The 12,986-nt window shown below is 63.4% G+C and carries 12 protein-coding genes; 5 read left to right on the top strand and 7 right to left on the bottom strand.

The features are described 5' to 3' along the window. Positions 1-154: 154 nt before the first annotated feature. From A3AI_RS0117840 to folE, 3 genes are read right to left on the bottom strand one after another with little or no spacing between them, the layout of a single operon-like run. Positions 155-1,408, bottom strand: coding sequence for an Hsp70 family protein (locus tag A3AI_RS0117840; RefSeq protein ID WP_024516901.1), 1,254 nt, complete (start codon positions 1,406-1,408; stop codon positions 155-157). Between the two features lie 59 nt (positions 1,409-1,467). After that, complete coding sequence (gene hisI, locus A3AI_RS0117835; RefSeq protein ID WP_024516900.1) at positions 1,468-1,899, bottom strand: phosphoribosyl-AMP cyclohydrolase; 432 nt, start codon at positions 1,897-1,899, stop codon at positions 1,468-1,470. A 38-nt stretch (positions 1,900-1,937) separates the two neighbouring features. Beyond that, positions 1,938-2,633 (bottom strand): GTP cyclohydrolase I FolE, encoded by a 696-nt coding sequence (folE, locus tag A3AI_RS0117830; protein WP_024516899.1) that lies wholly within the window; start codon positions 2,631-2,633, stop codon positions 1,938-1,940. A gap of 183 nt (positions 2,634-2,816) precedes the next feature. Here folE and A3AI_RS0117825 point away from each other — a divergent pair, with 183 nt between their 5' ends. Further along, positions 2,817-3,272, top strand: a complete 456-nt coding sequence (locus A3AI_RS0117825; RefSeq protein WP_024516898.1) for an iron-sulfur cluster assembly scaffold protein — start codon at positions 2,817-2,819, stop codon at positions 3,270-3,272. A 117-nt stretch (positions 3,273-3,389) separates the two neighbouring features. Here the strand turns inward: A3AI_RS0117825 and A3AI_RS0117820 are convergent, their stop codons facing one another. After that, positions 3,390-4,271 (bottom strand): COG3904 family protein, encoded by an 882-nt coding sequence (locus tag A3AI_RS0117820; protein WP_198030138.1) that lies wholly within the window; start codon positions 4,269-4,271, stop codon positions 3,390-3,392. A gap of 216 nt (positions 4,272-4,487) precedes the next feature. Here A3AI_RS0117820 and yidD point away from each other — a divergent pair, with 216 nt between their 5' ends. Further along, positions 4,488-4,823, top strand: coding sequence for a membrane protein insertion efficiency factor YidD (gene yidD / locus A3AI_RS0117815; protein WP_024516896.1), 336 nt, complete (start codon positions 4,488-4,490; stop codon positions 4,821-4,823). A 280-nt stretch (positions 4,824-5,103) separates the two neighbouring features. On the opposite strand, the gene A3AI_RS0117810 is transcribed toward yidD, so the two are convergent. Together A3AI_RS0117810 and A3AI_RS42960 are read right to left on the bottom strand one after the other, a co-directional pair. Then, positions 5,104-6,324 (bottom strand): hypothetical protein, encoded by a 1,221-nt coding sequence (locus tag A3AI_RS0117810; protein WP_024516895.1) that lies wholly within the window; start codon positions 6,322-6,324, stop codon positions 5,104-5,106. 14 nt (positions 6,325-6,338) lie between these two features. Beyond that, positions 6,339-7,694 carry an APC family permease gene (locus tag A3AI_RS42960; RefSeq protein WP_036048675.1) on the bottom strand — a complete coding sequence of 452 codons (1,356 nt, stop codon included), beginning with the start codon at positions 7,692-7,694 and terminating at the stop codon, positions 6,339-6,341. A 334-nt stretch (positions 7,695-8,028) separates the two neighbouring features. Here A3AI_RS42960 and A3AI_RS0117800 point away from each other — a divergent pair, with 334 nt between their 5' ends. Next, the gene (locus A3AI_RS0117800) at positions 8,029-9,339 is read left to right on the top strand and encodes an alpha/beta hydrolase (RefSeq protein ID WP_051382435.1); all 1,311 of its coding nucleotides are present in this window, start codon (positions 8,029-8,031) and stop codon (positions 9,337-9,339) included. A gap of 102 nt (positions 9,340-9,441) precedes the next feature. Here the strand turns inward: A3AI_RS0117800 and A3AI_RS0117795 are convergent, their stop codons facing one another. After that, positions 9,442-9,819 carry a hypothetical protein gene (locus A3AI_RS0117795; RefSeq protein WP_024516893.1) on the bottom strand — a complete coding sequence of 126 codons (378 nt, stop codon included), beginning with the start codon at positions 9,817-9,819 and terminating at the stop codon, positions 9,442-9,444. Between the two features lie 441 nt (positions 9,820-10,260). Here A3AI_RS0117795 and thrS point away from each other — a divergent pair, with 441 nt between their 5' ends. Together thrS and A3AI_RS0117785 are read left to right on the top strand one after the other, a co-directional pair. Next, a complete protein-coding gene (thrS, locus tag A3AI_RS0117790) occupies positions 10,261-12,321 on the top strand; it encodes a threonine--tRNA ligase (RefSeq protein WP_024516892.1) in 2,061 nt (686 codons plus the stop codon). An 87-nt stretch (positions 12,322-12,408) separates the two neighbouring features. Further along, positions 12,409-12,972, top strand: a complete 564-nt coding sequence (locus A3AI_RS0117785; protein ID WP_024516891.1) for a nitroreductase family protein — start codon at positions 12,409-12,411, stop codon at positions 12,970-12,972. Positions 12,973-12,986 lie beyond the last annotated feature (14 nt).

Genomic DNA, 12,986 nt, shown 5'->3' with positions numbered 1-12,986 from the left:
TGCGTCACTCCAGGGCGCGCATCGGTGCGGGCCCGGACCCGACCCGTCACCCACTAGCATTTTCGGTTCTGATTGAATCAGAACCGAAGCTCTGGATTCTTGTTTTGACGCGTTTTCTTCACGCGAACCGGTGTCCACTTCGCTCGAAAACGCTCTACGCAAATCGCTTGGCGGCGTCCAGCGCAAGGCCCGTCGCGACGCTCCCGAAGGCATCGCCTGCAATGAGCCGCGCAGTCGGCACTGCAGCGGCGATGCAGTTCCGCACCGCAGGCATCCTGGTGGCACCGCCGGTGAGAAACACGGCCGATACCGAGTCCCGCGTGAGGCCGGCCATCCGCAGCACATCATCGATGCGGGATCGTATCCGCCGCAGGCTGTCGGCGACGGCCGCATCGAGCTCTCTTCGGGTGATCTGGAGCGAGATGTCGGCGACGCTATCGTCCAGATCGAGCTCGGCGAGATCCGCGCGCGACAGCTCGATCTTGGCAGATTCGACGTCCGCCAACAGCTCGTGCCCCTTCCGCTGCTCGAGCACGCGCAGCAGGCGTTCGATTTTCTCCGGCTCCGCGGAATCGCGCAAAACGCCGCGCACCTCGGTCAGCACCTTCTGATCGTACAGGAAATTGATTCTGTGCCAGGTCGCGAGGTCGGAAAAGTACCACGACGGCGCATCCAGCCCCTTGCGGCGAAGCGGACTGTGCAGGCCAAGTGCTGGCATCACGCTCTTTAGTCCCAACTGCCGGTCGAAATCCGTGCCGCCGATGTGGACGCCGGTGAATCCGAGAATGTCCTCGCGCCGGTCGCGCAATCGCGAACGCTCGGGAGAGACCCGCACGACTGAGAAATCCGACGTGCCGCCGCCGATGTCGGCCACCAGCGCGATCTCCTCGGCATCGACGCTCTGTTCATAATCGAGGGCCGCCGCGATCGGCTCGAACTGGAAGGCGATCCTCTCGAAGCCGGCCGCCCGCGCAGCCGCCTCGAGCTGGCGTTCCGCCGCAGCATCGGCTTCGGGGTCGTCGTCGACAAAGAACGCCGGACGGCCGAGCACGACGCTGGTCGGCGGCGCGCCGAGGCTTCGCGCAGCCGCCGTGCGCAGGAAACGCAGAAATGTCGCGATGATCTCGCCGAAGGCGTAGCGCTTCAGCTTGACCGGCGTTGTCTCCTCGAAAAGCTTGGCGCCGAGCACGCTCTTGATTGCACGCAGGTAGCGGCCCGGCTCGCGCGCGAAATAGCGCTCGAGCGCTTCATGACCGAAGGTTGTCGAATCGTCGTCGAAGCTGAAGAACAAGGCCGTTGGCACCGACGTTGCGGCACGCTGGATGGATAGCAGACGAGCCCCCTGCGCGTCGCAGACGCCGACTGAGGAGTTCGAGGTGCCAAAATCGATGCCGCACGCAGATGTCATGCGCCAGGTTGCTCCGGTCTGGAATGTGGTGGAATTTCGTCGCGTGCGGGGAGCGGGTGCTAGGTCTTGTACACTGCGCCCGGATCGAACAGCCGCTCGGCATCCGCGAAAGCAAGTCGCGGGCCGCCCTCGGCCGTCTCGATCTTTCGGTAGAAGCAGGAGCGGCGGCCCGTGTGGCAGGCCGCGCCCACCTGCTCGACCTTGATCCAGACCGCATCCTGGTCGCAATCGGTGCGAATCTCACGCACGCGCTGGACGTGACCTGAGGTCTCACCCTTTCGCCACAGCGCCTTGCGGGAGCGGCTGAAATACCAGGCCTCGCCGGTCTCGATGGTCTTGCGCAGCGCTTCCTCGTTCATGTGCGCGACCATCAGCAATTCGCCCGTGGCCACGTCCGTCGCGACGCAGGTCAGAAGTCCCGTTGCGTCGAATTTGGGCTGAAAGCTCAACCCCTCCTCGCGCTCATCGACGGCAGCGGATGTGGACGACACGACAAACCCTCACTCATTCAAAAGCGAGGGCCGGCGGATCAGCGGTGCGGCCCTCGCACCATGGACAGGAAACGCTGCTGCTCTGCCGGATTGTCGCGGAACATCCCGGTGAAGCGGCTGGTGAACGTCGTCGCGCCGTGCTTGGCGACGCCGCGCACCGACATGCACGTATGCTCCGCTTCGATCAAGACCGCAACGCCGCGAGGCTTGAGAACCTCGTCGATGGCAGCAGCGATCTGGGCGGTGAGATGCTCCTGGGTCTGCAGGCGACGTGCGAAAATATCGGTCAGCCGGGCCAGCTTGGACAGGCCCACCACCCGTTCGACCGGCGTATAGGCGATGTGCGCCTTACCGTAGAACGGCATCATGTGGTGCTCGCATTGCGAGGTGAACTCGATGTCACGGACCAGCACGAAATCGTCATAGCCGGCGGTTTCGCCGAAGGTGCGGTCCAGCACCTCGGCCGGGCACTGGTGGTAGCCCTGGTAAAGCTCGTCGAACGCCTCGACCACCCGGCGCGGCGTGTCCAGAAGGCCTTCGCGGCCGGTATTCTCGCCGATATAGGCCAGCAGGGTATGTACCGCTGTTTCGGCCTCCGCCCGCGATGGGCGCGGCTGGTCTGGCCGGACTGCGGCCGCCATGAAGTCGGCAGGATCGAGCTCGCCGGGCCGCGCTTCGGGCAGCTTACCGTCAGAGGGCTTGTTGGGGCGGATTGGCTTGATCAATGCGTCCATGTCAACTCCGTTCGACCGGTCGATTTATCCAAAGACCGGAGTGTCACCGGCAGACGGGGCGGGTTTCCGCCGGACGCCTGAGATACAGCTGAGGCTGTATTTGCACCGTACCCGCCCATATATAGGACCATGAACCCCGGCCGCCAAGGCCGTATCCCTGCGTTCGCGGAAGACCTACCCGCCATGCTAAACGATATCTACAACAAGAAAATCATCGAGTTGGCGGGAAATATTCCGCGGCTCGGACGCCTGCCCGCCCCCGACGCCAGTGCCACCGCCCATTCCAAGCTGTGCGGATCGACGGTCAAGGTCGACCTCAAGATGGATGGTCCTGTCGTCACCGACTTCGCCCATGACGTGAAGGCCTGCGCGCTCGGGCAAGCCTCCTCCTCCATCATGGCGCGCCATGTCGTGGGCTCGACCGCAAGCGAACTCCGCGAGTTGCGGGAAACCGTTCGCAAAATGCTCAAGGAGAACGGTGCCCCGCCGCAGGGCAAATGGGCCGACATTGGGCTGTTGGAGCCGGTGCGCGACTTCAAGGCGCGCCACGCCTCGACCATGCTGACCTTCGATGCCGTGGTGGACGCGATCGGTCAGATCGAGGCCAAGGGGCGCGCGCCAGCCACGGCCCAAGGTTAGCTTGGAAGGCTAAAACGCGGTGAGATTTGGTTGGATCCTCATCGCGCTTTAGGTCTTTGATTTGAGCATGACCTTTTCGGAAGACCGCTGCACACTCTTCCGGATCATGCTTTTAGGTCATTTGCCGGTCGGCGCCGGCGCGACGGCGGCGGTCGCCTCCGCGGTCTTGGTCGGTGCCGTGGCCTCGGTTTCCGCACTGGCGAAACGATCCTGCACCGGCTTGGATTTGAGGCTCACGACCTTGTCCGACAGATCGGACCGCGGCAGCACATCGGCGATCTGGTCTGTGGTGATCAGGTTGGTGACCCGCAGTTCCGCGGCCGTCAATTCATGCAGATCTTCCCACGGCGGAACGTTGAGCGAGAGCGCGAGCAGGTCGCCCGCACCGCCCATGTCGAAAGTGTATTTGGCGAGACGTCCAATGTCGCGCTCGACGATGGTAAGGTCCTGCGCCGTATAGCTGGCCGCCTTGGCGTCGTCGGCGCGGTCGCCCATCCAGATCTGATGCACGCGCACGTGGGCACTCGGGGGCACGTAGCGCGTCGTACCGGCGAGCAGGAGGTAGACGCACATGGATTCGCAGTAAGCGCCGGGCGTCACGCTGGTGCGGTCGCCCTGCTGCGAATGCGCGATCACGCTGACGCCGACCGTCGTGAGCAGCCCGAGGGTGCGGAACCGCCGTCCAAGCGTGATGGCGTCGTTGACCGAGCCGCCGCTGGAATCCAGCACCACGGTGGCACCACCCAGCTGCCGCCCGCGCGCGAAATCGTCAAAGTCCTTCGGTGTGTCTGCGGTGACGATGCCGACCGCGCTGACCCAGCCGTGGCAATTTGGTTGGCAATCGACCCAGCCGAACTTCATGGGCTGCTTGCGTTCCTCCATCGCGGTGCCCGCATAGGCGGTGCCGAGCTGATGGAACGAGGTGAACAGGGCAAGCGTGAAGAGCGCCGCGCCCAGGAGGGTCGAGGTGCGAAGTGTTGAGGATTTCAAGCGTGTCAAACCGGTTCCTTCCCCAAGCCCCAATCGACCAGCAGCAAGTCTCACACAACGTTCATAAAAATGGTATCCGGGGGACTACGCGTCGTCCAGAGCGACTTGCTGCGCTGCCCGCAAAAAGCATGTGAAAATTGCAAAAAATATGGTGATAAATCAGGAACTTCAGTTCCCTGCCGAGGAACCGCGCAGATGTGCGCTTATGATTGTAGCAGCCGGCCTATGAACAGCGCACCTCACAATCACCGCGATGCCTTGCAGGCGCTGGCGCGATTGCCTCGCAATGCGGGCCGCGCGCTGATCTGGCTTTACCGGCACATGCTCTCTCCCCTGGTCGGCTACAATTGCCGTCACCTGCCGACCTGCTCGGTCTATGCCGACGAGGCGATCGAGCGCTTCGGTCTGTGGGCCGGCGGCTGGATGACGCTGGCGCGGCTGTTGCGCTGCCAGCCGTGGGGCACCTCCGGCATCGACCTTGTGCCATCGACGCCGCCGCACAATGCATGCTGGTACCTGCCCTGGCGCTACGCGCGCTGGCGCGGCGTCAACGCGCCCTGATCTTGCTGCGCCGCTTTCAAGCACGCCATGCATTGCTGGATTGTCGGGGGAACGCGCGCGGGGCTGCTCGCATTGTTTTGAAAAACACTCCTTCGGGAGGTCAACAATGTGGTGGAAAATCAAGGGTCGTGGCCACGATCCTCGGCAGATCGATCTACTAGCGGTGGTAGCGCTTATTCTGGTCAGCCTCGGAGCATTTGTTTACGTAGCGAGCTCGGAATCCTCGAAAGCGCCAAACACCACGGCGTTCATCGTTCCGAGCCAAAATGTGCGATGGTGATTAGCGCCAGAAGAAAAAGCCAAATATCCCCTGCTGCTGGCCGACCGGCGCTGGCGGGCGCGACCTCTTCACTCGTACAGGTTTCGGCACCGACACAGGTTCGACTGCCGACGTCACCTCCGCTGTCGCCGGCTCGTCAGAGTCCGTCTTTACGGACAGCAGCAGATTCGATTCATGCGCGTGCCAGCGATAGCCAATACCGAAATCGATCGGCTGGGCGCGGGTGAACAACTCTGCATATTGATGCTGGTAGCGCCGGGGGAACTTGTCGATCGGACCGGCATAGCGGCCGAATGGGAAAAACTGCCATTTCCGCGCGTTATAATAGGCGAGCGGGATTCCGGAATCATCCTGGATAATGGTCGCGCTGTTGCCGAGCAGCCAGTTGCGCACCGCGGAGAAGTTGCCGGCATGCATCAGATAGGACGCGCTCTTGATCAGGCTGTTGCCGGGCGCGAGCGTATCGCAGAACTTGAGGAAGCCGCTGGCCTTGACGCCTGAATTGGAGAGATCGGTCGAGAAGTAATACAGCGTCTTTTCCACCCCATCCTGTCCCGCGAAGATGATGCGCGCGCCATGGGTGACCGCCCTGCCCGCGTCAGCGCCCGTAAGCAGCGTGCCCTTGTCGTCGAGCCCCACCGCGTCGACGCTCTTGAGCGTCTTTCCGGAGCGGGCCATGAACACATAGAGGATCGGCAGCGCGCCGTTGATCTGGCTGGCGTGGAAGTCGACCTTCATGTGGTTGGTGATGAAGAACGAGAAGTTCAGGACCGAACTCAAGGAGTGCTCGACATTGGCAAGCCCGGGCCCGATGCTGCCGCGCGGCAGCTTCGTCATATCCGGCACGACACCGGGCGGCTCGAGCGCCGCAAGCACGTAGGTCGTGGCCTTGGAATAGAAGGCGTTGGCGTAGAGGAAGTCGGGCCCGGAGAACATGTAGAACATGGTCGGGCGCGGTGCCGCGAGATTGGCGTCCGCCCAGGCGTGGACCTTGGAGAGCTGGCGCTGATCGAGCTGGGCGAAGGCCGTGTCGAAAAATCTGGCGTGGTGCTGCCAGGCGGGATCCCTGGTGAGCGGCATCAGGGGCGAGTCGGCCGAGGGCTGCATCCCTGCCAGAAACCGCGCGGTGTCGTCGACGGTGACATCCGCGGCACGCGCCGGAATGGCGAGTGCGAGGAGCAGGGTCGCGGCAGCCGCCGCAATTTTCAGCACTTGCTTCATCTCGCGTCACGGCCTCAAGCTGCGGTGCCCATCGCGGTCCGCCTGTGAAAAATGGCGTAAATCAAAAGGCCCGACATCATCATCAACATTCCAAGGAATGACTGCAGCGGCCGTTCGGTCACGAGATAGTACATCATGAAGCCGGTCACGAGCAGGAAAACCACTGGCGTAATCGGGTATCCCCAGGCGCGATAGGGCCGCGGCAGATCCGGTCGCGTGATGCGCAGCTTGATCACGCCAAGCACGGTGAAAAACGAGCAGAACAACAGCGCGAACTGGATGAAGTCGAGCACCGCCTCGAAACTGCGCGACAATAGCAGCAGATTTGCGACCGCAAGCTGAAACAGGATCGCCAACACCGGCGCGCCGCCTTTCGAGCGGCGGGCGAACAGCCTCAAGGCCGGGATGTCCTCCCCCATGGTCATCATCACACGGGGGCCGATCCACATCATCGCCGAGATCGAGGAGACCAGGCCGATACAGATCATGGCGGCGACGACGCGTCCGCCGATGTCGCCGAAGATGAAGCGGCCCGAGATGCTCGCGACATCGAGCTGCCCGGCGAGCCTGTCGATCGGCGCGGTGTGCAGGAAAACCGCGTTGAGCGCGATGTAGAGCGCCATCACGATCAGCGTCCCCGCAAGCATCGCGCGCGGGGCGTTCTGCGTCGCATCGCGCATTTCGCCTATGATGTAGGTCGCGGCGTTCCAGCCCGAGAACGAGTACATCACGAACACGAGGCTGATGGCGAAGGGCGCGCTCACGACATGGGCGAAATCGCCCGCCTGTGGCGCAAACGAGATCGGCTGCGGGGTCGCGACGAAAACGCCCGCGAGCAGGAAGGCAGCGATCAGCACCACCTTCAGGATGGTCGCAACCAGTTGAAAGGTGGAGGAGTGCTTCACCCCCGTCAATTGCACCAGCGAGACCAGCCACACCACGCCGATGGCGAGCGCCAGCGGCGTGCCAGCCGGAAACACCGACTTGCCATATTCCCCGAAAGCCATCGCGGCCAGCGCAACCGGCGCGGCAAAGCCGACGGTCGCGGAGACCCAGCCCGCCAGGAAGCCGAACGCCGGATGATAGGCGCGGCTCAGGAAATTGTACTCGCCGCTGGAGCGGGGAAACATGGCGCTGAGCTCGCCATAGGAAAACACCCCGCACAGCGCGACCAGGCCCCCCACTGTCCACAACAGGAGGATCGAGAAGCCGGAGGGGATGTCCTTGACCTGGAAGCCGAGGCTCGTGAAGACGCCGACCCCGACCATGTCGGCGACCACGATGGCCGTGGCGACAAGGATCGACACCGAGGGCCGGCTCTCAAGAAGCCGGTCCGGCCATGCCGCGCTTCCGGTCTCTGATGCCGTCATTTGAATTGCGCACCCCGCTATTGGCGTAATGGTGCAGGCTGACTGAGGTCAATTCAAGAATGGTTAACGCGGAATAAATATCATTATGATAAACGGTATTTTTGCACCGAACGACCTTCCCGGGTAATCCCGGGGTTACCGAAAGGGGAGCGCCGTCCCACAATCAGGACATGATTTGATGGTCTTCTTTTTCGATGTTCTTCTTGGGGTTTTCCGGATTGGGGAGTTTTTCCGGAAAACTATGTGTCGCCAGACCGGTGCAGGTGAACTTGCAGGCGTGCCGACAAGCAAGTGAGCTCGCACTATTCATTGGCGGACTTGGGGTAAGGGGTGGATGGTCGGGGACTATCTGCGTTTCCATGGAACTGATTGCGCGCGCCCGGCCAGGCAACCGGGCGCGCGCGCCCATGCGCGCTTGCGTCTTGCCGCCACGGCCTTGCTACTGATCCCTGCCTCGCTCCTGATCGCGCAATGCAGCCGCGCCCCCGATCCCGGCGCGCTCGCAGCGAACGTCCGCCCTGTCAGCGCCCAAGCGAGCACACAGGCCGCTCCCGACGCCACCTTTGACGAACGTTTCCCGGCCTCGCAATTCCGCGACCGCTTCCCGTCTGCTGGCGAGACGCTGGCCCAGCATCAGCTGTCGGACTTCGCCCCCAGGCCGGCCGTGGCCCGCGCCGAGCCCGCGCCCTACCGCGTCGCCTCGCTGGAGCCGCAGGTCCCCTACCACCGGCCGAGCGCGCAGCAGGACATGACCACACTGGTCAGCATGAAATATTCGGCGTTCCCCTATTACGGCGACAATCCCCAGTCCGACTCCGCCTTCCTCAACGTCGCCAGCGGCGGTCGCCGCGGCCATCGCAGCTATTCGGGCCGGGTCTACTGGGAGAACGAGACCTATAACGACAGCCGCGTGCTGGTGCACATCCCCGAGACATTCGACCTGCGCAAACCCGGCGTGATCGTGGTGTTCTTCCACGGCAATGGCGCGACGCTTGAGCGCGACGTGCGCGACCGTCAGCTGGTGCCGCAGCAGATCTCCGAGTCCGGCGCCAACGCCGTGCTGCTTGCGCCGCAGATGGCGGTCGATGCCGCCGATTCCAGCGCCGGCAAATTCTGGCAACCGGGCAACTTCCGCCGCTTCATCATGGAATCTGCCGACCAGCTCGCCCGCCTCTATGGCGATCCCGGTGCCGCCAAGGATTTCGCCAAGCTGCCGATCGTGATCGTCGGCTATAGCGGTGGCTTCCTGCCGACGGCCTTTAGCCTCGACGTCGGCGGCCTATCCGATCAGGTCCGCGGCGTCGTGCTGCTGGACGCGGTCTACGGCCAGCTCGACAAGTTCGCGAACTGGATCGAGGCCCACCGGTCCGGCTTCTTCGTCAGCTCCTACACCCACTACACCGCGCCGCACGACCACGAGCTGATGCACATGCTGCGCGCCAAGGGCATTACAGTCTCCGAGGACATGGACGCACCGCTGCGGCCCGGCAGCGTCGTCTTTGTCGAGACCGGCGACGGCATCACCCACCGCAGCTACGTGACGCAGGCCTGGACCAAGAACCCGATCGAGCAGGTGCTGATGAAGATGGCCGCGGCGCCGTCGATGAAGGTCGCCTCCGGCCTGCCCGCCTCCGCCAGCCGCTAGCGGCGGTGTCTCCCCCCAAAGGCCACGCGGCATTGTCGGCGACCGTCGCCTTCGATGCCTTTTGCGCAGGTCGGGACGTCGCCAATCAAGCATTTTCCCCGATCAGGACTTGGGCAGCTTCGGCATGCTCTCGACAAAGCCGTTGTAGCAGGCAAGCCGCTCGTCCTCTTCCTTGGTGAACTTGCAGTCCACGACACGCTTGGCAGCCGCCGCCTTCTCCTTCGGCTCCGGCTTGATCACCTCGTCGTAGCAGTTCAGCCTCTCCTTGGTGCCGTCGTCGATCTCAAGGCAGGCCTGCAGCCGTACCGCCATGGGCTGGTTCTTGCCTGCGGCCGATTTTGTCTCCGACTTCGCCGCGTGCGGCTTGACTTGCATCAGCGGCTTGTCGCCGACCATCGGAGGCGCCGGGTCGGGCGGCGCGGATTGGGCGAAGGCTGCGGCCGAACTAACAATCGCCGCGAACGCCAGGGCCGGTCTCAAGGCTCGTCTCATCTCTGATCACTCTTGTTAAGTATCTTAAGTATCGGAAAGGGCTCCCCCGGTGATCGACCGGCGCGCCCGGTGTGCGGCTTGGGCTTTAAGCCGGTCTGGTCCCGTTTGCCAAGTTCCAAAAGCCGCAACTCGCTATTTCGCAGCCCCCGGTGCTCGAGCCGGATGCCTGCGCCGCAACCGGCCGCTGGCACGCACGGACATGGGGATTGGAATTGGAACGGGAAAATGGCTAGTGAGGGGCTGGCGCGAACCTAACAAGCCCGCGGTGACGAGTCCATGCGCCGGCAACCAAAGGCTGCGCACGGCCTGCACGGGCATTCCGCCGTTTTTCCCCATTTCCGCCGATTGCAACGCCCGAATCCCCTGCTATATCGGCATCTTCCCGCTTACCTGCGCTCGTTCGCAGGAGTGAGCTTCAGGAGCCGCCCAATGTCTGAAAAGTCTTCTGACCACAAATCCGAATCCGGCTTCCAGTACAGCCTGAGCAATCTCAAGCCCTCGCAGCCCTTGGAAAGGATCGTCATCACCTTCCCTGACGGCGCCAAGCGGGAGTTTCCCAGAAACGCCACCGGCCTCGATATTGCCAAAAGCATCTCGCCTTCGCTGGCCAAGCGCACCGTGGCGATGACGCTGAACGGCGACCTCGCCGACCTCAACGACGTCATCGAAGACGATGCAAAGATCGAATTCGTTTCCCGCGAGGAACCGCGCGCGCTGGAACTGATCCGGCATGACTGCGCCCATGTGCTGGCGGAAGCCGTGCAGTCGCTGTGGCCGGGCACCCAGGTCACCATCGGCCCGGTGATCGAGAACGGCTTCTATTACGACTTCTTCCGCAACGAGCCGTTCACTCCGGAAGATTTTCCCGCGATCGAGAAGAAGATGCGCGAGATCATCGGGCGCGACAAACCGTTCACCAAGGAGGTCTGGGATCGCGAGCGGACCAAGGAGGTGTTCCGCGACAAGGGCGAGGCGTTCAAGGTCGAGCTGGTCGACGCCATTCCCGGCAACGAGCCGATCAAGATCTACTTCCAGGGCGACTGGTTCGACCTCTGCCGCGGCCCGCATATGACCTCGACCGGCAAGATCGGGAACGCCTTCAAGCTGATGAAGGTGGCGGGCGCCTATTGGCGCGGCGATTCCAACAACCCGATGCTGACCCGCATCTACGGCACCGCCTTTGCGAAGCAGGAGGAGCTCGACACCTACCTGAAGCAGATCGAGGAAGCCGAGAAGCGCGACCACCGCAGGCTCGGCCGCGAGCTCGACCTTTTCCACTTCCAGGAGGAAGGTCCGGGCGTCGTGTTCTGGCACCCCAAGGGCTGGACCATCTTCCAGCAGCTGATCGCCTATATGCGCCGGCGCCTTGCGGGCGACTACAACGAGGTCAATGCGCCGCAGATCCTCGACAAGTCGCTGTGGGAGACTTCGGGCCACTGGGACTGGTATCGCGAGAACATGTTCGCGGCCCAGTCCGCCGGCGACGAGGCCGAGGACAAGCGTTGGTTTGCGCTGAAGCCGATGAACTGCCCGGGCCATGTGCAGATCTTCAAGCACGGCCTGAAGAGCTACCGCGACCTGCCCTTGCGATTGGCCGAGTTCGGCGTGGTGCATCGCTACGAGCCGTCGGGCGCCATGCACGGGTTGATGCGCGTGCGCGGCTTCACCCAGGACGATGCGCATATCTTCTGCACCGAGAACCAGCTCGCGGAGGAGTGCCTGAAGATCAACGACCTGATCCTCTCAACCTACGCCGATTTCGGCTTCGAGGGCGAGCTGACCGTCAAGCTCTCGACCCGGCCGGAGAAGCGCGTCGGCACGGATGCGATGTGGGACCATGCGGAGCGCGTGATGGCGACCGTGCTGCAGGAGATCAAGGCCCAGCGCAACAACATCCGGACCGAGATCAATCCCGGCGAAGGCGCCTTCTACGGGCCGAAGTTCGAATATGTGCTGCGCGACGCTATCGGCCGCGACTGGCAGTGCGGCACCACGCAGGTCGACTTCAACCTGCCGGAGCGGTTCGGCGCATTCTACATCGACCATGACGGCGCCAAGAAGGCGCCGGTGATGGTGCATCGCGCGATCTGCGGCTCGATGGAGCGCTTCATCGGCATCCTGATCGAGCATTACGCCGGCAACTTCCCGCTTTGGCTCGCGCCGATCCAGGCGGTGGTCACCACCATCACCTCGGAGGGCGACGAATACGCCAGGCGCGTGGTGGAAGCTGCGCGCCGTGCCGGCCTGCGCGTCGACATCGACCTGCGCAACGAGAAGATCAACTACAAGGTCCGCGAGCATTCGCTGGCCAAGATCCCGGCGCTGCTCGTGGTCGGCAAGAAGGAGGCCGAGACCCATTCGGTCTCGGTGCGCCGGCTCGGCAAGGAAGGGCAGACAGTGATGCCGACGGACGAGGCGATCGCCGCGCTGGTGGAAGAAGCCGTACCGCCTGACGTATGGCGGGCGCGCTTGAGCGCCGCGGCCGAGTGAGCCGTCATAATCGCTCTAAACTGCGCTTCCGCAACCGGGAGCGCAGGCCTATCTGTCCGGCAGATATTAAACGACGAAAGAGACATCGTGCCCGACGCCATTGAACTGTTGAAAGTCCGCCGCTCGGTCAAGCCGCGCGAGATGACCGGCCCCGGCCCCTCCTCGGCTGAGCTCGACACCATCCTCACCATCGGCGCGCGGGTGCCCGATCACGGCAAGCTCGCGCCGTGGCGCTTCATCGTGTTCGAGGGCGATGCAAGGGAGCGCGCGGGCGAGGTCATCGCCAAGGTGTTTGCGCGGAAAAACCCGCAAGCGAGTGCGGCCGATGTCGAAATCGAAAAGAAGCGCCTGACCGACGCGCCGCTGGTGATTGCGATCGTCAGCTTCACCAAGCCACACCCGAAGGTTCCGGCTTTCGAGCAGGAGCTCTCCGCCGGCGCGAGCGCCATGAACATCGTCACCGCGGCGACCGCGCTCGGCTATGGCGCCTGCTGGCTCACCGGCTGGTTCGCCTTCGACCGCGACGTGCTCGATGGCCTCGGCGTGAGGGCGGACGAGAAGATTGCGGGCTTCATTCATATCGGCAAGACGACGAAGCCCAATGAAGACCGCCCGCGCCCGCTTCTGTCGGACATCGTAACGCGGTTTTGATCCCTGGTTGGCCC

The sequence above is a fragment of the Bradyrhizobium sp. Tv2a-2 genome, assembly GCF_000472425.1.
Lineage (GTDB): Bacteria > Pseudomonadota > Alphaproteobacteria > Rhizobiales > Xanthobacteraceae > Bradyrhizobium.
The sequence above is the reverse complement of the archived record's forward strand: the minus strand, read 5'-3'. Positions and strand labels throughout refer to the sequence as shown.

What these genes read in the sequence shown, in the direction of transcription:
- A3AI_RS0117840 (WP_024516901.1), bottom strand. Translation starts at nt 1,408, where the DNA reads ATGACATCTGCGTGCGGCATCGATTTTGGCACCTCGAACTCCTCAGTC.
- folE (WP_024516899.1), bottom strand. Translation starts at nt 2,633, where the DNA reads ATGGACGCATTGATCAAGCCAATCCGCCCCAACAAGCCCTCTGACGGT.
- A3AI_RS0117825 (WP_024516898.1), top strand. Translation starts at nt 2,817, where the DNA reads ATGCTAAACGATATCTACAACAAGAAAATCATCGAGTTGGCGGGAAAT.
- yidD (WP_024516896.1), top strand. Translation starts at nt 4,488, where the DNA reads ATGAACAGCGCACCTCACAATCACCGCGATGCCTTGCAGGCGCTGGCG.
- A3AI_RS0117810 (WP_024516895.1), bottom strand. Translation starts at nt 6,324, where the DNA reads ATGAAGCAAGTGCTGAAAATTGCGGCGGCTGCCGCGACCCTGCTCCTC.
- A3AI_RS42960 (WP_036048675.1), bottom strand. Translation starts at nt 7,694, where the DNA reads ATGACGGCATCAGAGACCGGAAGCGCGGCATGGCCGGACCGGCTTCTT.
- A3AI_RS0117800 (WP_051382435.1), top strand. Translation starts at nt 8,029, where the DNA reads ATGGTCGGGGACTATCTGCGTTTCCATGGAACTGATTGCGCGCGCCCG.
- thrS (WP_024516892.1), top strand. Translation starts at nt 10,261, where the DNA reads ATGTCTGAAAAGTCTTCTGACCACAAATCCGAATCCGGCTTCCAGTAC.